The 24,459-nt window shown below is 38.8% G+C and carries 22 protein-coding genes and 2 pseudogenes; 10 read left to right on the forward strand and 14 right to left on the reverse strand.

Annotated features, from left to right (window positions below; translation table 11 throughout):
- Positions 1-61 precede the first annotated feature (61 nt).
- The 3 genes from ilvD to BFW96_RS12250 form a co-directional block, all read right to left on the reverse strand.
- On the reverse strand, positions 62-1,756 hold the full coding sequence (gene ilvD / locus BFW96_RS12240) for a dihydroxy-acid dehydratase (protein ID WP_069839543.1): 1,695 nt from the start codon (positions 1,754-1,756) through the stop codon (positions 62-64).
- On the reverse strand, positions 1,749-2,435 hold the full coding sequence (locus tag BFW96_RS12245) for a GntR family transcriptional regulator (protein WP_069839544.1): 687 nt from the start codon (positions 2,433-2,435) through the stop codon (positions 1,749-1,751). Before BFW96_RS12245 ends, ilvD begins: the two co-directional genes overlap by 8 nt.
- 192 nt (positions 2,436-2,627) lie before the next feature.
- Entirely contained in the window at positions 2,628-3,536 is a 909-nt protein-coding gene (locus tag BFW96_RS12250; RefSeq protein ID WP_069839545.1) for a LysR family transcriptional regulator, read from the reverse strand.
- Positions 3,537-3,694: 158 nt separating this feature from the next.
- Between BFW96_RS12250 and BFW96_RS12255 the strand changes: the two genes are divergently transcribed.
- The 4 genes from BFW96_RS12255 (at position 3,695) to BFW96_RS12270 (ending at position 6,325) form a co-directional block, all read left to right on the forward strand.
- On the forward strand, positions 3,695-3,982 hold the full coding sequence (locus tag BFW96_RS12255) for a DUF1330 domain-containing protein (protein WP_069839546.1): 288 nt from the start codon (positions 3,695-3,697) through the stop codon (positions 3,980-3,982).
- Between the two features lie 421 nt (positions 3,983-4,403).
- Complete coding sequence (locus BFW96_RS12260) at positions 4,404-4,709, forward strand: SMI1/KNR4 family protein (protein WP_234698035.1); 306 nt, start codon at positions 4,404-4,406, stop codon at positions 4,707-4,709.
- Positions 4,710-4,918: 209 nt separating this feature from the next.
- Entirely contained in the window at positions 4,919-5,296 is a 378-nt protein-coding gene (locus BFW96_RS12265; protein WP_069839547.1) for a MerR family transcriptional regulator, read from the forward strand.
- Positions 5,297-5,581: 285 nt separating this feature from the next.
- Positions 5,582-6,325 (forward strand): SDR family oxidoreductase, encoded by a 744-nt coding sequence (locus tag BFW96_RS12270; RefSeq protein ID WP_069839548.1) that lies wholly within the window; start codon positions 5,582-5,584, stop codon positions 6,323-6,325.
- 198 nt (positions 6,326-6,523) lie between these two features.
- On the opposite strand, the pseudogene BFW96_RS21905 reads toward BFW96_RS12270, so the two are convergent.
- Positions 6,524-6,661 (reverse strand): annotated as a pseudogene (locus tag BFW96_RS21905) (N-acetylmuramoyl-L-alanine amidase); the annotation flags it as partial.
- Positions 6,662-6,743: 82 nt separating this feature from the next.
- A complete protein-coding gene (gene bltR, locus BFW96_RS12275; protein ID WP_069839549.1) occupies positions 6,744-7,565 on the reverse strand; it encodes a multidrug efflux transcriptional regulator BltR in 822 nt (273 codons plus the stop codon).
- A gap of 114 nt (positions 7,566-7,679) precedes the next feature.
- Here bltR and blt point away from each other — a divergent pair, with 114 nt between their 5' ends.
- Both blt and bltD read left to right on the forward strand, forming a co-directional pair.
- A complete protein-coding gene (gene blt / locus BFW96_RS12280) occupies positions 7,680-8,882 on the forward strand; it encodes a multidrug efflux MFS transporter Blt (RefSeq protein WP_069839550.1) in 1,203 nt (400 codons plus the stop codon).
- A 199-nt stretch (positions 8,883-9,081) separates the two neighbouring features.
- Positions 9,082-9,540 carry a spermine/spermidine acetyltransferase gene (gene bltD, locus BFW96_RS12285; protein WP_069839551.1) on the forward strand — a complete coding sequence of 153 codons (459 nt, stop codon included), beginning with the start codon at positions 9,082-9,084 and terminating at the stop codon, positions 9,538-9,540.
- Positions 9,541-9,760: 220 nt separating this feature from the next.
- On the opposite strand, the gene BFW96_RS12290 is transcribed toward bltD, so the two are convergent.
- The 6 genes and pseudogenes from BFW96_RS12290 to BFW96_RS12315 all read right to left on the reverse strand — a co-directional run bounded on the left by BFW96_RS12290 (position 9,761) and on the right by BFW96_RS12315 (position 16,060).
- On the reverse strand, positions 9,761-10,225 hold the full coding sequence (locus tag BFW96_RS12290) for a (2Fe-2S)-binding protein (protein ID WP_069839552.1): 465 nt from the start codon (positions 10,223-10,225) through the stop codon (positions 9,761-9,763).
- Positions 10,218-11,060, reverse strand: a complete 843-nt coding sequence (locus BFW96_RS12295; protein ID WP_040082383.1) for an FAD binding domain-containing protein — start codon at positions 11,058-11,060, stop codon at positions 10,218-10,220. The genes BFW96_RS12290 and BFW96_RS12295 overlap by 8 nt, the downstream gene beginning before the upstream one ends.
- Positions 11,047-13,377 (reverse strand): xanthine dehydrogenase family protein molybdopterin-binding subunit, encoded by a 2,331-nt coding sequence (locus tag BFW96_RS12300; protein ID WP_069839553.1) that lies wholly within the window; start codon positions 13,375-13,377, stop codon positions 11,047-11,049. Before BFW96_RS12300 ends, BFW96_RS12295 begins: the two co-directional genes overlap by 14 nt.
- A gap of 5 nt (positions 13,378-13,382) precedes the next feature.
- Positions 13,383-14,003, reverse strand: coding sequence for an NTP transferase domain-containing protein (locus BFW96_RS12305; protein WP_069839554.1), 621 nt, complete (start codon positions 14,001-14,003; stop codon positions 13,383-13,385).
- Entirely contained in the window at positions 14,000-15,034 is a 1,035-nt protein-coding gene (locus BFW96_RS12310; protein ID WP_069839555.1) for an XdhC family protein, read from the reverse strand. Before BFW96_RS12310 ends, BFW96_RS12305 begins: the two co-directional genes overlap by 4 nt.
- Before the next feature lie 67 nt (positions 15,035-15,101).
- Positions 15,102-16,060, reverse strand: a pseudogene (locus BFW96_RS12315) (FUSC family protein).
- 296 nt (positions 16,061-16,356) lie between these two features.
- On the opposite strand from BFW96_RS12315, the gene BFW96_RS12320 reads away from it, so the two are divergent.
- On the forward strand, positions 16,357-17,223 hold the full coding sequence (locus tag BFW96_RS12320; RefSeq protein ID WP_014664722.1) for a DUF1259 domain-containing protein: 867 nt from the start codon (positions 16,357-16,359) through the stop codon (positions 17,221-17,223).
- Positions 17,224-17,550: 327 nt separating this feature from the next.
- Here the strand turns inward: BFW96_RS12320 and BFW96_RS12325 are convergent, their stop codons facing one another.
- The 3 genes from BFW96_RS12325 to BFW96_RS12335 all read right to left on the reverse strand — a co-directional run bounded on the left by BFW96_RS12325 (position 17,551) and on the right by BFW96_RS12335 (position 21,119).
- Positions 17,551-18,588 carry a flavin-containing monooxygenase gene (locus BFW96_RS12325; protein ID WP_069839556.1) on the reverse strand — a complete coding sequence of 346 codons (1,038 nt, stop codon included), beginning with the start codon at positions 18,586-18,588 and terminating at the stop codon, positions 17,551-17,553.
- Between the two features lie 87 nt (positions 18,589-18,675).
- Positions 18,676-19,611, reverse strand: a complete 936-nt coding sequence (locus BFW96_RS12330) for a cation diffusion facilitator family transporter (protein WP_069839557.1) — start codon at positions 19,609-19,611, stop codon at positions 18,676-18,678.
- 533 nt (positions 19,612-20,144) lie between these two features.
- Entirely contained in the window at positions 20,145-21,119 is a 975-nt protein-coding gene (locus BFW96_RS12335; RefSeq protein WP_069839558.1) for a LacI family DNA-binding transcriptional regulator, read from the reverse strand.
- Between the two features lie 239 nt (positions 21,120-21,358).
- Here BFW96_RS12335 and BFW96_RS12340 point away from each other — a divergent pair, with 239 nt between their 5' ends.
- From BFW96_RS12340 to BFW96_RS12350, 3 genes are read left to right on the forward strand one after another with little or no spacing between them, the layout of a single operon-like run.
- The gene (locus BFW96_RS12340) at positions 21,359-22,657 is read left to right on the forward strand and encodes an ABC transporter substrate-binding protein (RefSeq protein WP_069839559.1); all 1,299 of its coding nucleotides are present in this window, start codon (positions 21,359-21,361) and stop codon (positions 22,655-22,657) included.
- Positions 22,658-22,669: 12 nt separating this feature from the next.
- The gene (locus BFW96_RS12345) at positions 22,670-23,608 is read left to right on the forward strand and encodes a carbohydrate ABC transporter permease (RefSeq protein ID WP_069839560.1); all 939 of its coding nucleotides are present in this window, start codon (positions 22,670-22,672) and stop codon (positions 23,606-23,608) included.
- Complete coding sequence (locus BFW96_RS12350) at positions 23,605-24,453, forward strand: carbohydrate ABC transporter permease (protein ID WP_069839561.1); 849 nt, start codon at positions 23,605-23,607, stop codon at positions 24,451-24,453. Before BFW96_RS12345 ends, BFW96_RS12350 begins: the two co-directional genes overlap by 4 nt.
- The last annotated feature ends 6 nt before the right edge of the window (positions 24,454-24,459 follow it).

Raw genomic sequence — 24,459 nt, forward strand, 5'->3', positions numbered from 1 at the left:
CCGATACTTTGTGTTTCTTCGAAATCTCTTTTAAAATCTACAATTGTAATACCTTATAAACCTATTGTTCAAATAGGTCTGTGACTGCACCTTTTGATGCTGCTGATACTAAGCGTGCATACTTTCCCAGTGCTCCTGTTGATACTTTTAGTTTTGGTTGGGTCCAATTATCCTTACGGTGTTGCAATTCTTCTTCTGTAATGTTGAATGAAATTTCCTGACTTTCACTATCAATGGTTACGATATCACCATTTTTAAGAAAAGCAATTGGACCACCTACTTGTGCTTCAGGTGCAACATGTCCAATTACAAAACCGTGAGATCCACCAGAAAATCTTCCATCTGTAATCAGGGCAACTTCACCGCCTAGTCCTTTTCCTACAATTAAAGCTGTTACTGACAGCATTTCAGGCATTCCAGGTCCCCCCTTTGGACCCGAATATCTAATAACAAGAACATCCCCTTTTTTTATCTCATTACGCATAATGGCTTCTGTTGCCGCTTCTTCACTATCATAAACCTTAGCTGTACCAATAAATCGTGATCTTTTCATACCAGACATTTTAGCAATCGCCCCATCAGGAGCTAAGTTGCCTTTCAATACAATTAATGGTCCATTAGGCTTTAATGGATTATCAAAAGAGCGAATAACATCTTGATCTTGATCCAAGTCCTTAGCTTCCGCTAAGTTTTCTGCTAATGTCTTACCTGTAACGGTTATACAATCACCATGAAGGAGTCCCTTCTCAAGAAGAATCTTCATGACACCTGGAACCCCACCTATATTATTTAGGTCTTGCATAGCATATCTTCCACTCGGTTTTAAGTCTGCGATATGAGGGACTCTTTTGCGAATACGTTCAAAATCATCATAGTTTAAATCTACTTCAACTGAATGTGCTATCGCGAGAAGATGCAAGAAAGCATTAGTTGAACCTCCCAGAGCCATGACAACCGTAATCGCATTTTCAAATGCTTTTTTGGTCATGATATCTCTAGGGAAAATACCTTTTTCTAGAAGATCAAGAACCCTTTTGCCAGCTTCTTCACACTCAATAGCCTTATTCGGGGATATAGCAGGAGTGGAAGATGAGCCAGGAAGACTTATTCCCATCGCTTCAGCAGCCGCTGCCATTGTATTTGCTGTGTACATTCCACCGCAAGCCCCAGCTCCAGGACATGCACTGCATTCAATTTTATGTAATTCATCTTCCGTAACTTTACCATCATGGTATTTACCAACAGCCTCAAAAGCACTTACAATATCCACCTTATCTCCATCTAACTGTCCAGGTTGAATGGTCCCCCCATAAATATAAACAGCAGGTAAATTCATGCGTCCTATAGACATTAAACAGGCAGGGGTATTTTTATCACACCCACCAATTGCAACAATGCCATCAAAACGCTCTGCATTTGTTACAATTTCAATTGTATCCGCAATAGCTTCTCGGCTAGGCAAAGAATAAGACATGCCATGATGTCCCATGGAAATGCCATCTGAAACGGTAATGGTATTAAAGATTAAAGGTGCGCCCCCATTATCCTTGGCGCCCTTTTTTGCTTGTATTGCCAAATCATTAATATGCATATTACAAGGAGTTACTTCACTCCATGTACTCGCTATTCCTATCATTGGCTTTTTAAAATCTTCATCTTGAAACCCAACAGCTCTCAACATGGCACGATTAGGTGCTCGGTTCACACCCTCACTAATGACTTTACTACGAATTCTCAAATCTCTTTTATTACTCATTATTCTCTTTCTCCTTAAATAATTTAGTTAGTTCATGCATCGGTCTGATTACATTTTGTTTCATTAACTCCGAAACTCTTTGTACATCTTTATTTTCTAAAGCAGTTATTATGGACTCATGTTCATTTACTGAATTTAAAGTTTCTTTGATAGGTTGTTTTAAAAAGACATATTTAAATCTTCTAATATGAATTTGTAGGGATTCACTAAACGAAGCAATGTATGGATTTTCCGATATTTCTATAATTAAGTTATGGAATTGTTCATCTAGTTCCATTGCCTGATAAGGTTGTCCACTTTCAATTGCCTTTTTAAACTGTATATTTAATTCTCTTAGCTTTTCTATTTGCTCAGGTAAAATGTTATTTGCAGTATATTCAGCTGCCAATGCATGAAGAGATGCAAGCGTAGGATATAAATGAAAAATATCACTCTTCTGAATATTCGAAACACGAGTTTCCTTACCTGGATACATTGAAACCAAGCCTTGAACTTCTAAAAGTTGAAAAGCTTCTCTTATAGGAGTTCTACTTACAGCCAAAGATTCTGCGAGCTCGGCATCTATTAGCTTCTCACCAGGTTGTAGAGTACCGTCGATAATCCATCTCTGAATTTGGGAAAGTGCTCGTTCTTTAGCAGTCATCCGAACTGGTGAGGAAAAATTTTTAGGTACTGGCATTTGTATCACCTCAATTAAATTATTGTTACATGTAATATATCGCATAAATATATCGCATGCAATATTTTCAGAAAAATTTATTTTTTCTAACACACCTTGTTGTTCTTTTTTATAATAAAAAGCACATCTCATTAAAAAGCGAGACATGCTTACTGTTTAAGTAACCTATTTCATGCTTGTCTATAAATATTTTCACGAAATTATGGTTTGTATTGAATCGTCAAGAACCCTTTCGGCAACATTTAAGAATGCACTTACTGCAGGGGATATCCACTTATCCTTATGCCAAATCACTTGAGTCTTGAAATTTGGATTCGACATCTTCAATGGAAGAGAAACCAATTCTCCTCTCTCAAGTTCGGATTTAACAGCGACTTCAGGTAAAAAACCTATTCCCATTCCCGCCATAGTACACTGCTTGATAGCTTCGGCACTGCAAAAAACCATGTCAGTTATTCCTTCGATCCCTTTTCTCTCCAGTAACTGGTCAAACAATGTACGGAATGTACATCCTTTTTCCGTCAGCAGGAATACTTCGTCTTGAAGATCTGTGCCGCTGATTTTTTTCCTTTTGGCAAGAGGATGATCCAATGAGACTAGAAGTCGAAATGCCTCACTCCTTAATGTTTTTGAAAGGAGGCTTGTCGTAACGAGCGGTTCATCCAAAAGAAACACTACATCAGTCTTCCCTTCATAAAGACTTTGTTTCAATTGTTCATTTGGAAAGGAACGGAACATTAAACGAACACCTGGATATAAGGATCTAAACTCTTTTAAAAGGGCAGGTAATCGGTAGGTTAAAACTATCTCATTGGCACTAAACGTAATGGTGCCTGTTATTTCATTATTTTCTTTAACGGCTAGCTTCGCCTCTTCGAGATCGTTTAAGACTTTTTTCGTATGTATGAGGAATCTTTCTCCTATTTCTGTAAGGATGATTTGTTTTCCCAAGCGGTCTATTAGACGAACGCCCAACTCTTCCTCCAAAGCTTGTATTTGCATGGTGACATTGGATGGTACATAGTTGAGGACTTCAGCTGCTCGTGTAAAGTTCAATGTGGAAGCAACAGTTTGAAACGTGATTAACTGGCGAATCTCCATTTTAACCCACCTAACATTCATTTATTTTGAATATTATCATCAATTATAGTTAATTTACTTGAATTGTATCAAGTCTGTATACTTTTATCTAGAAAGGGGTCTTAGAAAACGAGGAGATAAAACTCAGCCCTTTCCAAATCAACTAAGGTGGTGTTACTTTGAGTGCTTATCTAGTTATTGATATTGATATTACTAACCCAGATAACTTCAAAGAATATGAAGATCGTATTTTTAGTGTCGTCAATCATTTCGGTGGTTACCCCATCGTTCAAGATGACAACACAACTGTCATGGAGGGAGATTGGAAGCCTAAAAGACTTGTGATTCTCAAGTTTCCTAGTAAACAGAACATTGAAGCTTTTTTCAACTCGGAAATGTACGAACCTTTAAAGAAAATAAGAAGGGCAAATACCGTAGGAAAGGCAATTGCTGCAGAAGGTTTATAGTTTATAAATCCATTTTCAAAAAAGCAGACGAGACTTTTCATTGAGATCGAAAGGATATTTGAAAGATGATAACGAAGGGCAGCAAAATCCTTGGTATCATTGATACGGCCGAGAGGACTTGAACCTTCACGGATTATTCATCCACTAGGCCCTTAATAAAGTGGGAGTACATATTCAGTTACAAATGCCTGTTATTTCACGCATTTGTCGTCATTCATTACACTCATTTACATTTTTTTATTCATTTTGGGCACAAGTTCAGCAATCCATCCGAATAAAAAAGGAAGGTCTAATCACCTTCCTTTTTATGCATTAACTCGACCTGCGCAATTTTTAAAACTCCATTTGAAGCATTGTCTTCATCCACGAAGTGGGTTTTTAATAAGCCAATCTCCAAAACCACTAAATTCTTCATTGAGAGATGTACCTCACAAACAGTCAAATTGAGTATGTAGAAGAAAAATTAAAAATCAAGTTCCCGACAGATTACAGAGAGTTCATTAAAGACCAAAATGGATGTTTCCCTATAGATAAAAAGGTCGTTTTATTTCAAGATTCTCGAGAATCAATCAACAATTTACTGAGCATCGGAGATCCTACTCGACCAATTGATCTCCTTATTACAATTGATAATGTTAAAGACCAGTTAGTTGATAAGATTATACCTTTTGCTACAGATGCAGGGGGAAACCTCTTTTGTTTTGATTACAGAATATCTTCTCCATGAACCCGTAATTGTTTTTTGGATCATGAGATCGCTAATGAAAGTATAGCTTTTTATTTCGAATACCCAACAGTATACTCTTATTTAAAAGCTTGTTGAATCCGCCTTTAAATTAGACAAATCCGCTTAATAATCAGTAATTAATGCCAGTAATATAGAAGTGAATGAGGAAAAAAGGTTAGAGTTTACTTCGATGATTGGAGGATAAAACGATGTTCAAGATTAAAGAAATTTCGGAGAAAACCGGAATTACCCCACATACTCTTCGATTTTATGAACGAGAAGGAATACTGCCATGCGTCAAGCGCGACTCGAGTGGCAATCGATTGTATGACGAAGAGAGTATGGAATGGTTGAATTTTATTCTGGCGCTGCGAGCGACGGGCATGCCACTTGCCGAAATCAAGAAATATGTGGATTTATACCGAGAAGGCGAGAACACACTTACCATGCGTAAACAAATGATGCTTACGCACAAGGAAAAAGTGGAGAAGGAACTCTCGAAGACTATTAAATATTTGGAGCAAATCAATTACAAGCTGGCACTTTATGACATGCAGGAAAAAGAATTGAACAAGATGCTACCCTAGGATTCCGTCGTGCAACATTTCGCTCTAAAGTGGAGAGCGTTTTACGGGATGAAGACCTGTTTTTTTGATTCATACATTAGAGTGAACTCTAATGTATTTTATACATTCATTCCCTTTTTTACCCTCTTTTATTATCCTTCATCACCTAAAAACCATGGATATGTGGGGATTACGCCTATGAGAAATATTTTAATTATTGAGGCTTGACTTATAGCAAACTCAAATTGATAACCTAGAATCAAGCCAGCGATGAGTGGCTAATAAAAGGACAAAGGGGAATCACACATGAATGCAAAAGTAGCAATCATTACAGGTGCAAGCAGTGGAATGGGAGCGGCTACAGCTAAACTTCTCGCTCAACACAATATTAAAGTTATGCTTGCCGCTCGCCGAGAAAACCGATTGCAGCAGTTGCAAGAAGAAATCCGTAACGCTGGAGGCGAGGCCAGCTACAAGGTGACTGATGTCACTTCGCGCGCTGACGTTGAAGCATTGGCGGATGAAACCATTAAAGTCTATGGTCAAATCGACATATTGATTAATAATGCTGGCATAATGCCTCTTTCGTTCTTCAGAAATTTGAAGGTTGACGAATGGGAGAGAATGATTGATGTGAATATTAAAGGCGTTCTCTACGGGATGGCGGCGGTATACAAACATATGGAGGACCGTAATGAGGGACATATTATTAATTTCTCGTCCATTGCGGGACACATCATCTTCCCTTCAAGCTCTATTTATAGTGCGACCAAGCATGCTGTACGGGTTTTAACAGAAGGTATGCGAATGGAATTGGGACACACGCAAAATATTCGGACGACGCTCATCTCCCCCGGCGCAGTGGAGACCGAACTGTACGATACCATAACCGATAACTCCATTTATCCGGCATTGGAGAAATTGGGGAGCCAGGAATGGAGTCAACTTGATCCAATCGACATTGCAAGAACCATACTGTTTGCTATCCAGCAGCCGAAGAACGTAACCATTAACGAACTGATTGTTCGCCCCACGTCTCAAAGCTTATAAAAAAGAGCAGTAAGTTCAAGCTATTCCAAACAGAGTAGATTTTTGGAGAGAGAGCCTCTGATATGAGGGTTCAAGCACCTTGCAAGTTAAACAACCAGTCATCGATAATCAATCGGTAACTGGTTGTTTTTTAAATGATTTCGAAAACACCCTGTATAGCTAGGGATTTTCGAAACCATTAAAAAAGTCCCTTACGAGTTCTTTAAGCAGCTGCGCCACAAACTTGTTGGCCAGATTTTCAGCAGCGTAGTATTTAGCGCCTCCTGAATCGTTATCGCATATGTCAACGCCGATAGACTTGCGGTTCCCAGTGCCGTTTGTACCGTCACCTGTATGTGGGCTCGCTTTTATGTAACCAGTTTATATTCTTCTTGGGCACACAATAGTAACAATTTTTCCATATCAACATCTCGTAATCTTACACCTCCTTAACTTGAAGGAGGATTTTGGCGTATGTATTTTCATACCCGTCAACTACCATCTCATCCAGCATATATTCCTCATATGCATTTTCCCCTATTTGCATTCCATTCTTTTCAATGAACTCAATGATTCTGCGATACGCCTCTTCAGTGTTTCCGCCTATTTCATATCCAACTGCATACAGGCCTTTTGGCCGCACATGATAATTTATGTTCTCTATCCCATCTTTTACTTTTATATAAAAGTAACTGTAATTGTAGAAGTCTTTTTGTAATATTTGTTCCCGTGCAAAGATTCCGCCTATCGGATATCCTTCATCTAATTCATATTGTTGAACTTCATGAATGAGTTCTGAAATGGCAGCCACATATTTTCGTTCTGGTAAGTTTAATGTGTTTCGGCTTAACATGAATGTTTCTTCATGTAAATACTCAAATGAAATTGAGGAAAAATCAGTCTCAAGTGCTTGTTCAGTAAGCGCTACTTTTGTATGTAAGATCGTTTGCAGCTGTTTAAGCTCATTTATTTTTTTATCAATCTCAACAGATTTTTCTTTTAGAACATGCAGGATCTTATCTGGTGTTTTCCCTTTTATTAGACACTTTATTTCTTTTAACGGAACGCCAAGCTCTTTAAATAGTCTGATGACTTGAAAAATCTCAAATTGATGATAGGAATAATATCTATACCCATTTTCTTTTTTTATTTCCGGTGAGAATAGACCAATCTCATCATAATGAAATAAGGTTTGTTTTTTTACACGGCAGAGCTTTGAAAACTCCCCTGTTGTGAAATACTTCCTCACATCTTCGCCCATAAAAACCTCCTTGACTATACGGTAACCATATACCTTATGATTTGATTGTACTTGAAAAAAGCTTCAAGTGAAAAGGATAGGTAAAAGGGTTCAATTGAGTAAAGGGGAATTTAAATGAAAAAATCAATAAGTGAGCAAAAAACGATTTTCATTATACTATTGAGCAACATCTTCGTAGCATTTCTTGGTATCGGTTTAATTATTCCGGTTATGCCTTCTTTTATGAAAATCATGCATTTATCCGGCAGCACTATGGGTTATCTTGTTGCGGCTTTTGCCATATCTCAGTTAGTTGCGTCACCTTTTGCAGGTAGGTGGGTTGACCGTTTCGGCAGAAAAAAAATGATTATTCTCGGGTTGCTTATATTCAGTTTATCAGAGCTGATTTTCGGATTAGGGACCCATGTTTCAATCTTTTATGTTTCAAGGATATTGGGTGGCATAAGTGCGGCTTTTATCATGACCGCGGTAACAGCATATGTAGCTGATATGACAACCCTAAAGGAAAGGTCAAAGGCTATGGGGTATGTTTCTGCTGCAATTAGCACAGGCTTTATCATTGGGCCTGGTGCGGGTGGATTTATTGCCGGCTTTGGTATCCGCATGCCGTTTTTCTTCGCCTCCGCCATCGCGTTAATAGCAGCTGTCACTTCCGTTTTTATACTAAAAGAGTCATTGTCAATAGAAGAACGCCATCAACTCTCATCTCATACAAAGGAGTCAAATTTCGTTAAAGACTTGAAGAGGTCCATACATCCTGTCTATTTCATTGCATTTATTATCGTCTTTGTAATGGCTTTTGGTTTATCAGCTTATGAAACGGTATTCAGCTTGTTTTCTGATCATAAATTTGGCTTCACACCAAAAGATATTGCAACCATTATTACGATTAGTTCCATTGTGGCGGTAGTTATTCAAGTTTTACTTTTCGGGAAATTGGTCAACAAACTTGGAGAGAAAAGAATCATTCAGCTATGCTTAATAACCGGAGCGATCTTAGCTTTCATTTCTACTGTTATGTCAGGATTTTTAACTGTTTTGCTTGTAACTTGTTTTATTTTTCTGGCGTTCGATTTGCTACGTCCGGCCTTAACTGCTCATTTATCCAATATGGCCGGTAACCAGCAGGGTTTCGTAGCAGGCATGAACTCCACGTACACCAGCCTGGGAAATATATTTGGCCCCGCTCTAGGCGGTATCCTATTTGATCTTAACATTCATTTTCCTTTCCTATTTGCAGGTTTCGTTATGGTGATCGGCCTTGGTCTTACAATGGTTTGGAAAGAAAATAAGAATGATGCTGCAGCTTTACATTAATTTATTCTCTATAAAGGCAAGTCATTTGGATGCAGGGAATGCCCCTGGTTAGGCACAATAAGATAAGGTACTTAATTTGATAGGCTACATGTTGCTTGACTTGAATATAGTAATGCTGAGTTTTAGCAATATCAATTCCATCTGCCATCACCTTAAGCCGCAGCCTAACCGGGGGATAAGAAAAATAAGGAGAATGTGTATGAGTATAAAAATAAAAGCAGTAACTGATGATAATCGTGCTGCCATTCTTGATCTGCATGTCAGCCAGAATCAACTATCATATATTGAATCTGTAAAAGTATGTTTAGAGGATGCGAAAGAATGCCCCTATTATAAACCTGTCGGGCTTTACTCTGAAGGAGATCTAGTCGGTTTTGCAATGTATGGATTGTTTCCCGAGTATGATGAAGATAATAAAAATGGACGAGTTTGGCTTGACCGATTTTTTATCGACGAACACTATCAAGGAAAAGGATTAGGGAAGAAAATGCTTAAAGCTCTCATTCAGCACCTTGCTGAGCTATATAAATGTAAGAGAATTTATTTAAGTATATTTGAAAATAATATTCATGCTCTTCGCCTTTATCAAAGGTTTGGATTTCACTTTAATGGTGAACTCGATTTTAATGGCGAAAAAGTAATGGTAAAAGAGCTATAGATACCCAAGCCTCCTTCGTTTGCTGAGAAACGTTTCTTCATTACAGGAAGCTGACTCATCATTGGCTATATGCATTATCTCTAGGATAAGGCCATGTTATACCTTAAAAAGCCTGGATGAAACATTCAGTTCATCTCAGGCTTAAGTGATCTCATTAGAAAAAAATATTTCATGTGTTATCCGAATGTTAATCTCTTTTAAAGAGGAGCGTTGGTAATCGTTAATGAGTCTCTTTCTCTGTATGTAAAACAGATTTAACTGCTTCTTCAATCTCCCTATAACCAGTACATCTGCAAATATTGGACTGCAGCCAATCTTTTATCGTTTCATCGCCAGCGTTCGGCTCAGTATTCACTAAAGCATGACAATTCATTAGAAAACCTGGGGTACAATAGCCACATTGAAACGCAAATTTCTCAATAAAAGCCTTTTGGATTGGCGTATTTATAAGTCCTTCAATTGTAGTAATATCCTTACCTTCACCTTCTACTGCAAGCATCAAACAAGATTTCATCGGTACTCCATCTATTAATACCGTACAGGCGCCACAATCGCCATTTAAGCAGCCTGGCTTTGAACCAGTTAATCCAAGACGAAGACGAAGGGCATATAACAAAGTATCGGCTGGTCTGACAGTAATCCGTCTTTCCTTGCCATTTATTTTTAATGTAATAGGGTTAGACATTTGGGCCTCCTTCTAATTCATGTAAGGCATCCAAGATTGCATGTTGCAAGACAAATATTCGATATTCACTTGAGCCTTCTACATCATCAAGAATGGGTTTGGGCAGATACTGTAAAGACCTGCGCACTCTGTCTTCTAATGAATAGCTTTTATCGTTGAACATTTTCTCCATTTCAATAGAACGAAAAGGAAATGGACATACGCCGCTAAAGGCCATTCTAACCTCTTCATCTTTTTTCAGTGCACAAACTGTCACCAATGGATACCCAACATTCCACTGTTGTCTTCTTTTTATACTTACAAATGGCGATTCTATATACGTTCGATCTATAAGGATATGAAATAAAAAATCCCCTTTTTGTAATTGTATTTCCCTGTTAAATACTTTATTAATAGGATGGTAACGAAGCCCTGCTCTCCCTGCGACTCCTACCAAACTATCGGAAATTAACAACGGTAAGACTGCCTCACGGTAATAGATGTTCCCACAAATATTTCCACCCAGGCTGATTTTATTTCGAGCCGTCCGGTCCGCGATTTCACTTACTGTTTTACTCAATAACGGAAACGGATTTTCTTCCTCCACTTTCGTTAATGACACACCTGCTCCCATCACTAGATACTTTTCATGAAAACGGATGGTATGAAATTCCGGAAGTGCGTTAATATCTATAGCTGCATCCGTATAGATGAGATTCAACCTTCCTAATGTTATGATTTCTGTGCCGCCGGAATAATACATTGGTGTTTTCTTTTCGGCCGCAAGAGAGTGAAACAGGCGGGTTGTTTCTTGAATGGTCTTCGGTTTAAAATAGTCGAAATCAAACGGTATCATCTTTCCACCCCTCTTGCGTCCTCCATAAATGTTCAGGAATCAGAGGAAGTTGATTCAATTGGACACCTAAAGCAGTGGAAAGGCAATTTCCCAATGCTGCCGGCATCCCCAACAGTCCGTGTTCCCCGCCGCCGCGCGCTCCATAAGGCGCAATCACATGCGGTGTTTCAACAAATTCAATGATATATTCAGGCTGCTCTCCATAGTGAAGGGGGCGGTATGTTCTAAGCTGAGGATTTAATACTCTGCCGTATGAATCAAATACAAAGGTTTCTCTTCCTCCAAATGCAATTCCCATACTCATCCCCCCCATCACTTGACCCCTTGCCGCTTTTTCATTCAGTACAGTTCCTATATCCACAACAGAATAGGCTTTTGTAATTCGATACGTATAATCCCGTTTATCTAATTCAACTTCAATTCCCTGAGCGCCTACAGCCCACTCGGGTCCCGGCTTTCCTTTTCCTGTTTCTTGGTCTAAATTCGTCATCCGGGTTAATGTGTAGTTGCCGCTCGCAATGATTTGGCCGCCAATGGTATTTCCATTTGGAAATGTATATCCGTAAGCAATGTCTTTTATTTCAACATTCACATTAGGATTATCTAAAAAATAAACCTTTCCATCAGCCACCTCTAATTCCTCAACAGGAACTCTTAACACACAAGATGCCACGTCCTTAAGCTTTCGAATGGCTTCCTCCGCTGCATTCAGTACAGCTCTTCCTCCCATTAAAGTCCCTCTGCTGCCTACAGTTTTCCAATGCTCAGGTGTTGTTTGGGTATCGATAAGCATTTTTACATGAATTTTGCTTATGTCCATTTTCATTCGTTCCGCTAAGATTTGGGCTAACACTGTTTTTGTCCCTGTTCCAATTTCCACTACCCCTGACATCAAATTAATGCTTCCGTCAGGATTAAAGGTTAAAATAACCCCGGACGTTGCATTTGTATCAAATGTTGACGTTTTCCAAATACAGCTGATCCCCTTTGCCCGTATCTTCCGATCACCGATTTCAATTCTCTGTCCCTCATCCCAATTCATTAATTCCTTCAATCTTTCAATACATTTTGGTACATTTCCAACCGTGCTTGAATTGAGAAGAACTTGAGTAGGTGTAGTATCACCAGGACGAATGGCATTTTTATAGCGAAGTTCTAATGGATCCATGTTTAGCTTTTCTGCCAATACATCCATTGTTCGCTCAAAGGCAAATAAAACTTCAGCATGACTATAGCCTCTAAATGCACTGGGATATGGATGATTCGTATACATACAATATGAATCACACCATATATGATCGATCGCGTATGGACCCGTACAATCAACCACTCCAGCTCGACTGACGTCAACTCCTTTATCGGAGTATGCTCCGCCATCAAATAAAAACTGAATGTCTGCCGCCTTTAAGATGCCATCTTTTGTTGCTCCTAATTTTACGATGGCATCCAATCCGATATGAACAGGAGATGTGATCATATCCTCTTCTCTTGAATTAAATAATTTTACGGGCTGGCCACCAACTGCTTTTGATGCCAAATATGCAATAACCTCTAACTGAACTGCTGCTTTTCCCCCGTACGCCCCTCCTACTAAAGGGGTTTTGACGATAACCTTTCCAGGTTCAATTCCAAAATACCATTCCATTAATTTTTTAATGGCAAAAGGAGCTTGAGAGGATGTGGTGATGATAATCTCTCCATCCGCTCGAATTTCAGCAATCGAGCATCTTGTTTCCATAGCAGCGTGATCAGAAGGATTAAAGGAAATTTGAAACTCTGCTACCACATCACTTTCCCTAAACCCGTCTTCTATATTTCCTTTTCTGATTTTATCTTGGTTTGCGATATTTGTCTTCGGAACCGGGTATACACCTTCCTTCTTCTCATAGCGGTCCAAATGTTCATGGACGAGGGGAGCATTCTTCTGGAAGGCCGCACGGGGGGAATTTACGACAGGAAGAGGTTCATAGGACACTTTGATGGCATCCGCCGCCTTTTGAGCTATGATTGGATTTTCCGCAACAACTACAGCAACTGGCTCACCATGGTATCTAACTTTTTTATAAGCAATCGGCGACCTGTCTTTAATTTCTTCACCTACAAGCGGAAAAGGTTCATCACCCAATATCGCTTTCACTCCAGGAATCTTCCAAGCTTCTGAAAAGTCTATAGAAGCAATATTCGCATGGGCATACGGACTAACCAACATTTTTGCGTGTAATGTCCCTGTTTCTTGAAAATCATTTGTATATTTCGCCTTTCCTGTCACTTTTTCAAGGGCCTCTTTTCGTATAACACTTTTCCCGATATACTCCAACTCATTCACTCCCCGAATTTATTCAGTAGTAAAGTGTAATCTTTAACTGTATCTACGTCATAAAAAAGCAAAGGGTCTTGGAAGTTGATCATTTTTCCCGTATTTAAAATACGTTCACGGATGACATACCGAGCGCCTTGATCTCCCTTTAACTGATGTAACACTGGAAAACATTGATTTGAAAATAAGATAGGGGGCATAGGCAGATGTTGATTTTCAGCAGCTATAAATGAATAGTGGTGCTCTCTTTGATAGGAATCAATTAACGTATTGATGATATCTGTGGTGACAAATGGCTGATCTGCAAGAAGAATGATAACGGCATCAGCCTCATACTCTACTGCTCTTTTTAAACCACATTGTATGGAGTGGCCCTGGCCCTTACCCGCTTGCTCACATTCCACCTGACTCCACTTATTTGACATAGGATATAAAAAGAAAAAAGCCGAAAGCCAATGCAGTGAATCTCCCTTTCTCGTGATAACGAAAATATGATCTAATTTAGATAACAAGGCATTTTTAAGAGCCATACTTCCTAGGGAGGCTCCATTAAGAAATAAACTTCGCTTATCTGTTCCCATACGTCTGCTTGTACCAGCTGCCAAGTATATGGCTGCTGTTTTCATGAGGTAGACCTTTGTTTTCGCATGTTTTTAATCATCTCGCCAACAATGCTTATAGCAATTTCCTCGGGGCCTTGTGCCCCAATGGGAAGTCCAATTGGGGAATGAATATCTTCTGGAATCTGAGCCCCGCCTAATAGTCGTTCCGTTCGCCTCCTAGGGCCTAATACACCTTTATAAAACACATCCATATTTTTAAATTTATGTAAAATGATCTGATCTTTTTGAAAGCTGTGTGTCATTATGACGATAAAATCCCTTTCTGTAATGCTCAGACCCTCCATTACTTCTTCCAGTACTCCTACAATCAAATCGTCGGCTTTAGGAAAATGGCCGTTATGACATAAAGAAGGACGCCAATCAATCACTGTGACATGAAAGCCTATACCAGCTGCCAAAGAAACTAATGGCTTCGCATCTTCCCCTGCTCCAAAGACATATAAACAAGGTTTTGGAACCATCTGATGGATAAAAAATAAATCAGACGTATATTCATCTCTTTTGATTCCCTTTTCTGTATCATAAAGGGGATTCTGATTTCTCAGTTTTTGAATACAGCCTAGCTCCTTAACATCCCCAGTTCCAAACACGCTGCCATCTTCAACGATATACATATCTTCCCTTGGCTCTAATCTTTTAGTGAATCGTTTCATTCGAGTAACAGACTTTTTTATATCTAAGCATTTCTTTACTGTCCTAAGATTTCTTTCTAATTCCCCTTTTACAGGCTCGAGTAAAACCGTCAAAACACCATTACAGCCAACTCCCTGTCCCCACGATAAATCGTCCTCTTCACTCATATCAAAATGAACAATCAAGGGCTCTCCTGTAGTCCAAACTTGCTCTGCCCTTTCAACAAGATCCTCTTCTAAACAACCGGCAGATAACATGCCAACTCTTGTTTTGTCCCCTAAAATTAACATGGAGGCCCCTTCTTTTTTATAAGCGGACCCCTCTACTTTAATTATGGTAGCCAATACCATAGCATTCTTAGAATTGGCGACTACATCCAAAATCCGGTGTATATCATCCATTTTATTCCCCCGCTTTTACCTCATTACATCTACATCTGTATATCCATATTCTTTTTTCGAAAAAATATTATAGGTTTTTCAGCAATTTTGTCGTTTCTAAAAAAAAGAGTCTTTATAGACCTTATGATTAGGCGGTGGATACAACATCAGTTTTGAACGAAGAGATTCCAATAGCATGTTGTGTTTCCAATCGTTTATTTGCCCCTGTTGTATTCCTTTAAATTCCTCAAAAAATTCACTTAACATTTTTAAATCATTGCCCAACTCCATTTTGTCACTTGAAGATAAAGTCCCTTCTTTTTCCCATTCTTTTAACGTTTTCGCGATATTTGATACATACTCATATCCTGCATTCATCTTTTGCATCTGCATTTGATATCTTGAGAGAATGATTTTATGCTTTTTTCTGATTGGGTTGAATTTTACGCTCTGAGAAGCCGTTTGTAACATTTCTTTTGTCGCATGCAGCTCCTGTAGGAGATGGTTCATTTTATACTCCATTAAGTTCCCTTTTCCTTGTCCCCACTCTAATTGAACCCATTTGGACAGTTCTAAAAGTATGTCAGAAAGCTGATGAGCTAATGTTTGAAAAGATCCGGCTGCCTTTTTTGTAAAGTCTGGCGGAAAAAGTAACATATGAATCAAAATAGCGATAATGACTCCAATAATCGTATCGATGATCCGATCTATCACATAATCTTTAGATGTTCTTTCAAACGTAAATACTAATAAAATGGTGAGGGCAACCTGATGTAAAACCGTTTCATCTAATCTTAACCACTTTGCAATGTAGGTCCCGCCTAACATTAAAAGACCCAATATCCAACCATTCATATGTAAATGACTAACAAGATAGGCTGTTAACATGACCCCGATTGCCGTTCCCACAATCCTGTGAAAAGAAAATCGAATCGACTTATCGATGGTCGTTTGCAAACATAATATAACAGATAGAGGTGCTAAATACGGGTGTTTAGAGCCCACTAGTTTTGCCGCTTCCCAAGAAACAGCAGATGCAATAGCCATTTTCCAGACTAAGGATGTTTTGTTTTCAATTTTTTTCTTCCCCACATACTCTTCCTCCTTTCAGCGAACCTTTTCCATTAGGTTTCTTTACTCAAAAGATTTTATACTGTCATATTAAAAAAACTATTATTGGACCATACGACATTCGGCTACTCATTTTTTCAGAGGAATATTGATCATTTTGTAACTTAAATAACAATTGAATTTCTCCTATATAGACTCATGCCGTGTTACATTTTTTCCATCTCCACATATCTTTAAAGTAAGGTGTAAATATATTCAGGAGGAGATATTCAGTGGAAGAAATGGGCATGGAGCCATCCCAACTTTGCAGGGAATTTGCAAGGATTCTCAATTCAACACCTAGTGTCGTAAATGGTGTATGTACGGCTACAAGATTTCGAAACAACATTCATCCAGTGGTACTTGGAAGAAGAGCAGAAGCATTTCCTTTTATTCCTCAAGCTTTTTCATTTGAAAGCATGGATCGGAATGGCAGAGCTTTATGTCTAGGTGAGACTGTTTTACTTCAAGAAGAAGTAAATCCGTTTATGAGTGAGTTACGCGAATTTGGTATTATTGTAACTGCCGTTCATAACCATTGGCTGTTTGATAAGCCACGTCTGATGTTTATGCATTTTGAATCAATAGACGAACCTCTCACATTTGCAAGAAAAGTCAGGGAGGCTATGAAAGTTCTTATCAAGAGAACAGTCCGTGCGGAAGCAAAAGTTGATGGTGAAATGATTCAACAGCATGGTCTTTGTGACGAATTCAACGATATTTTAGGTGGAACCATGCATACTTTTGAAAATGGAATTTGCACAGTGATGAGATCACGAACGAATATAAAACCAAAAGTACTGGGAAGACCGGGAAGATCATTTTTACTCATTCCTCAGTTGTTTTCATTTGAATCAATGACAAAAGATGGCCGCGCTCTTTGCAGTGGTGAAACCGTGATTCTTCAAAAAGAAATCAATCCATTTATTAGTGTGCTTCGGGAACATGATCTGATTGTCACGTCACTTCATAATCACTGGTTGTTTGATAAACCAAGACTGATGTATATTCATTTCGAATCTATTGATAAACCTATCAACTTCGCATTAAAAGTAAGAGATGCTTTAAAAGTTCTTACTGATAAAGAAGTTAGAGGTTAACATGATTTTGCGCAAAAAAAGCGATTTAAAAAATCGCTTTTTACATATACTAAATGAGCCCTTTAATGTAGTGGAAGGGTATTACAACGGGCATTATCAGTCAGTCATTCTTCAGTTCATCCTACTATTTGGGAGGCAACCTTACGTGCTACACATTTAGCACGGGAAGTACGGCAGAAGGTTGCACAATCAGTGAGCCAGGGTACCTCTTATTAATATGGCAAGAGATACAACAGCGATACCTTTGCGGCTTTACACCGTAACATAACGACACTTACTCACACAAAAAATAGAGCAGTAAACTTGTGAGTTACTGCTCTACTCAATTTATTCACCGTTCATTTGTTTTACAATGTATTCAGCATCATTTCCAACGCCTTGAAGCAATGCTGAACCTCGCCTATGCTGCCAAGGCAAACCAATAAAGTACAATCCCTCTATAGGTGAAACACCTCTATGATGTATGATTCGATTTTCTTTATTCAAAACACCTTTTATTTTTATCCAACTAAGGGGATTCCTAAAACCTGTAGCCCAAATAATATTATTTACTTCTAATGAAGATGCATCATTAAAAACGATTTCATTTTCCTTTCCCCCTATGACTCTTGTTTTTAAGATGATCTCCCTCTGTTTTATGGCATGTTTACATTCGAACCCAAATATTGGATCGCCTTTCTTTTGAATGAATTTTCCTAATATTGATGTATGACTTGCATGTAAAACTCCTAATTTATCAAACCACCAAAAGATGCTTCTTTTTCCAATCAATAAAGGGAAATAAACTGGTTTAGTACTACAAGCTAAATATGTAACTCTTTCTTTGGATAATTCAACAGCTATCTGAGCACCACTATTCCCCCCACCAACTACTAGTACATTTCCATCTACCAATTGTTTTGAATTCTTATATTGTGACGAGTGTAATTGATGAATATTACTGGCTAAATCCTTTGATATTGATGGAATATGAGGGGTATGAAAAGGACCTGTAGCAATGACAAGATTCTTCGCTTGATATTCTTCTCTATTGGTTTTTATTAAGAAATGATTCTTTGATTTTAGGACACTTATTACTTCTGTCCGTAATTGGATTGGGATTTCAAATTTTTCAACATATTTCTTTAGATAAGCAACAATTTCATTTTTTGAAGGAAATCCATGCTTTTCTCCTTCAAGATGCATTCCAGGCAATGAGCTATACATTCGAGAAGTAAATAAAACCAATGAGTCATACCGATCTTTCCAGCTCTCCCCAACCTCATGGCTTTTATCCAAAATGAGAAACCTTTGGCCGGTCTGCTTAAGATAATACCCTATTGAGATTCCTGCTTGACCAGCCCCGATTACGATAGTGTCGTACATATTAAGCCCTCCATCAATTTTATATTGTCAGTAGACAAAATCTGCAAAATGCTATTGATCTCCTCACTATATAATGAGAGAAAAAATTTAATGGTGATGGTGGTCAAGAGGCTTCTCAATTTTGGCCTGACAAAGGATCGTATTATCGTGATGATTCGCTTCGGTTTCCATTTGTATGGTTACATGCGTAATGCCTTTATGCTCAAGCTTATGTTCAATTTTGCGTAAAATATTTTCACTTTCTGAAATGGTTAGTTGATCGGCAACAACAGCGTGGCAGGAAAGAGCATTTAATCCACTTGTGATAGACCATATGTGTAAATCATGAATGTCTTGAATTCCCTCTGTCTCTTTAATTGTATGAATAATGTCAGTGACATCGATATTTTCTGGTGTTCCTTCCATTAATACGTGAATAGCATCTTTAGTCACATTGTAACCGCTTCTTAAAACAAGAATAGCCACAATGACGCTCGCCAATGGGTCTGCCCAGCCCCACCCAAAGAAGATGATAAGTACGGCAGCTAAAATGGCGCCTACAGAGCCGAGCATATCGCTTAACACATGTAAATAAGCTCCTCTTATGTTCAGGTTACCCTCTGTGTCTCCGCCTCTCAGCATAATCCATGCAACCAATACATTCACAATTAACCCGATAATACTAATCGTAAGCATGCCAGTTGTAGCAACTTCCGGTGGATGAGAGAAACGTTCGATTGCTTCATAAATGATGTAAAGGGAAATAAGAATTAATGCAACCCCGTTTATCACCGCAGCGAGAATCTCAAATCGTTTATATCCGAATGTCTTATTGTGGCTTGCCTTCTTTTCAGCTAATCTAAAAGCAATCAGGGCAACCATTAATGAGATTGAATCACTCAGCATATGGCCTGCATCTGATAAAAGCGCCAGACTATTTGTTGAAAATCCGCCTATAGCTTCTATCATCATATAACCTGTAATGATGATAAAAGAGAACAATAAAACTTTTTTATTGGCTCCTTCGGTATGATTATGACCCATAAAAATCTCCTCCTTAACGAAAGTTTGTTGATACATATGTAGTTATGATGTTGCATCTGTTATTGAGCATTCTAACGTGATGCAAAATAAGTATATGAATGTATGCTCATATATGAATATAAGTTTTTTACATTGAAATGTCAAAATATTTTTTATGAAAATTCCAGATTAGTCTTTAATCTTCCCCATATCGCTTCACAAGAATCATCGTTAGCATATAAAAAGAGGAGCAAACTCATGGTTTACTCCTCTAACTTGGTAATGCTATGTTTGTCTCGGGCAGCTTACACGCACACAGCATTGGGAGCATGTATGGATGCTTTTAAGAGATTCAATACATAAATAAAAACATACCAAAATCAATTTGGTATGTTTTCTTCTTGATATAGATCCTCTGCAAATGATCTTTCTCAATTTCTCTTACTTCTAATTTTATGTGTATCAAATATAGAACAAGCAAATCAATTAGAAGCGTTAAAAGGTCATCTATAAAAAGAGATCATTTAACTCCTGGAACTCTTCTGCCATGTTCATTACGTCGTCCCGCCTTCGAAAAGCTGTACGGGCAAATACGTTTCAAGTGGTAAATCATCAAATTCGCCTTCAATTTGTTTTTCTAAAATCTCAATGGCTGTTTTAGAAATTAATTCAATCGGCTGTTGGATTGTAGTCAATTCCGGCAGAATAGCCTGAATGGTTTCTGTACCGTCATAACCAATCACTTTTAATTGACCTGGAACGTCTTTTCCACGTTTTTTGGCTTCTGTCATGACTCCGGCAGCCATGATATCATCACTGGCAAAAATGCCGTCAACTGCAGGCTGTTCATCGAATAGTTTTGAAATGATGTTCTGGTAGTCTTCATGAAATGACACTTCATATGTAATAGGCTGTCTTCCGTGCTCACGCATTACATCTTCATATGCTTTTCTCCTGAGATTTGCAGGCGTTTCAAGTTCAATCGGCCCATTGATATGAACGATATGCTGACAGTCCTTTTCTATCAGCAGTTCTGCTGCCTTTTTGCCTCCATCAAAGTTGTCTGAGCCGACAACAGGAACTGTTTCCGATAAGTAATGGTCGATCGCGACAATCGGAAGATTTTGCTGGTGATAATTGAGTATTCCACGGTTGTAAGTGACGGCGATGACGCCATCCACTTGATTTCTAATCAGCATTTCGAGATATTTTTCTTCTTTATCTATTCGATTTAAACTGTTGCAAAGCAGCAGTTTATAGCCCATGGAAGTGCAGATGCTTTCAATATAAAAGGCGAGTTCGCCGAAAAACGGATTGCTGGAGTTTGGAATGATAAGCCCTATTAAATTGGTGCGTTTTCTGAACAAAGAACGGGCCAAATCATTTGGAAAGTAATTGATTTCTTCCATCGCCTTGTAAACTTTATCTTTTGTTTTTTCGCTAATATAGCCGCGATTATTTAATACCCTTGAAACCGTTGTAGATGAAACTCCCGCTATTTTTGCAACATCATGAATGCTAGGCTTCATTCCCTTTCCCCCTGCTTTACTGAAATGGCTTACAATACTCGTCACGCACTTATTTTAGAGAATCAGATTGACATGTGCAAGGATTTTCCATAAATCAAATGGCTATACACCACATTGTTCTTTATATTTTGAATTGTACATAAATTTATGTCAACCGGTTGACACATGAAACCGGTTGACATACAATTCTTCTTGAAAGCGCTTTTACAATTTGTGCAAAAGGAGGGAAAGTAACGAATATGAAAAGATTGATGTTAGGAAGTTTGTCTCTGTTGCTTATGTGTGCCATCTGGGGCTGTAACAAAAGCGAAAGTGCAAATAGCGGCGGAAAGAAAATGATTTCGATGTGGGTGCATGTATCTGATGATAACGAGGAAGGAAAGATTTACAAAAAAAGGGTGGATGCCTTTAATAAAAAGTACGCTTCAGAAAATATCGAGGCAAAAATTGAATTCATTCCTCGAAGCGGAAACGGTGGAGGTTATGAAGACAAAGTGAATGCGGCATTAACAACGAACACCCTGCCTGATGTCATCACTTTGGACGGACCAAACACTGCGGCTTATGCAAAATCTGGCGTTATTGCACCTTTGGATGAGTATGTTAAAGACCAGAAAGATTTATTGCCAAGCATTAAGCAGCAAGGCACCTATCAAGGTAAACTGTATGCCATCGGCGTCAGTGAATCGTCGGTTGGCATCTACTATAACAAAAAAATGCTTAAGGATGCCGGGGTTGATTTGAAAACGCTGCCAACAGTAAAAGACCCTTGGACATGGGAAGAATTTCTTGCGCTTTGCAAAAAGCTGAAACATAAATATGATAAACCAGCCATCGATATGCAATTACAGTCGAAAGACGAAATGTTGACTTATGCTCTCTTACCGTTTGTTTGGTCAGCTGGCGGGGATATCCTTTCAGAAAATGGGAAGAAAGCGGATGGTGTCTTTAACAAAAAAACAACCGTTGAAGCGATGACGTTTATACAAACGATGCTTAAAGAGGGCTATACAACACGCACTCCTGTCAAACAAGCGTTTGAAACGGAGAAATACCCGATGAAGATGAGCGGCGTGTGGACAATAACCGATCTGAAAACAAACTTTTCCAACGTCGATTATGGAGTAATGCCATATCCTGTATCACCAAAAACCAAAAAGCTTGTCTCTCCTTCGGGAAGCTGGCAGTTCGCCATGACACAAGCGTCTGAAAATAAAGAATGGGCAGCAAAATTAGTAGATTGGATGACTAATAAGGATTCCAATATTGAATTGAGCCGATCAATCGCCGCTCTGCCTGTACGTTATTCATCAGAGAAAGTGCTGACAAAAGAATTTTCTGATGAAATGAATGTCTTTATGCAGCAGCTGAAACAAACAGGCCATGCTCGTCCGGTAACCCCAGCATATCCGCAGGTAACTCGAGCATTTCAACAAACAATCGATGATATTAGCTTTTATGATCAAAATCAGGATATTCAAAAAGTGCTGGATACACGTGTAAAAGAAATGCAATCTGCCATTGATAAGGCAAACTAGCAGGTGGACGCCATGAATAAAACAATATTGAAAGAGACTGGACAGGCCCTTCCATTAAAAAGAAAAACAGTGAATAAAATACGCTGGCGGGAAAACGCAGTCGCATATATGTTCTTAGGACCGGCGCTGCTTATTTTATTCATGTTTCTTGTGATTCCTTCTATCATGGCTGTGTACTACGCATTTACAGATTATTATTTGTTGACGCCTGATTTGCGTCAGTTTATCGGCTTTGATAATTTCATCAAACTTTTTCAGGACCCAATATTCTTAAAAAGTTTGGGCAACACCGTTACATTTGTAGTCTTTTTGATACCGCTACAGATCGGGGCAGCGCTCGGGCTTGCCCTCCTATTGAATAAAAAGCGCAAAGCCAACGCTTTTTTCAAAGTCGCATACTTTAGTCCTGTCGTCATGTCATTGGTTGTCATCTCCGTTTTGTGGATGTACTTGCTAAATCCAAATGAAGGAATGATCAATAATGTATTGGCGCACTTCGGTCTATCACCACAGCCTTTCTTGACGAGCCCTAAGCAAGCAATCTTTACGATCGTTGCCGTTTCCGCTTGGCAGGGAGCAGGTTTTCAGATGCTGATTTTTTTAGCTGGTTTGCAAAACATTCCCGAGGATGTCTACGAGGCGGCGCAATTAGATGGCATGAATAAATGGCAGCGTTTTATTTACATTACTTTACCTTTGTTAAAACCGACATCTGTTTTTATCTTTATCACCACGCTAATCAGCGCGTTTAAACTCCTTGTTCAGCCCATGGTCATGACCCAGGGCGGACCAGTCAATTCAACGATGACGGTTGTCTATTATATTTATCAAACTGGATTTACCGATCGGATGGTCGGATATGCAAGCTCAATCGCGCTCTTATTTGGAACGATTATTGGATTGGTGACACTCGCACAACGCAAGCTTGTTAAGGAGGATGAAGACCAATGAGACGTAAGTTCGGGCCTTTGACAATTCTGGAGTATACGTGTCTTGTTCTGCTGGCAGTTCTATTTATCTTTCCGCTCATTTGGATGATTGCATCCTCAATGAAGCCGGAAGCGGAAATTTACAACAACATGAACAGCTTCAAAGCATTTCTGCCCTCTTTTCATCTGGCAGAATGGTTTTCGTCCTATAGGGAAGTGCTGACTCGTTTTGATTTGCTTATGTATATTGGCAACAGTCTTTTTTATGGTTTGTGCGTAGCAGCTGGATCTGTTGTAATTAACGGAATGGCAGGGTTTGCATTCGCCAAACTGCAATTCACAGGGAAAAAGTTGCTCTTTGGCATTTTGTTAGCGCTTTTAATTATACCGTTTGAAACGATTTTAATCTCACAGTTTACAATTATTCATAAAATCGGTCTGGTCGATACACGTCTTGCTGTTATTTTGCCGGCATTAGCGGGGGCATTCAATATTTATTTGTTCCGAAACTTTTTCATGGCAATACCGGAGGAAATGATTGAATCGGCCAAGCTTGACGGGGCAAATACATGGCAAATCTTCTGGCGGATTATGATACCGATGTCTAAACCAGCTGTCGCCACAGTCGGAACCTTAGCCTTTATCGGCAGCTGGAATGATTATATTTGGCCGCTAATGGTTTTGACGGATAAGTCGAAATTTCCGATTCAAGTTGCGATTACTGCTATCAACAGCACAGAACCTGTCTACACAAATCAAGTTATGGCTGTATTGACGATTTCCACCATCCCATTGATCTTGATTTATATTGTGGCTCAGCGCTACATTTTGGAAGGCCTTAGCGGTTCAGGGACTGGTATAAAATAGATATCA

Source organism: Bacillus sp. F56 (assembly GCF_001748205.1).
Taxonomy (GTDB): domain Bacteria; phylum Bacillota; class Bacilli; order Bacillales; family Bacillaceae; genus Bacillus; species Bacillus stercoris.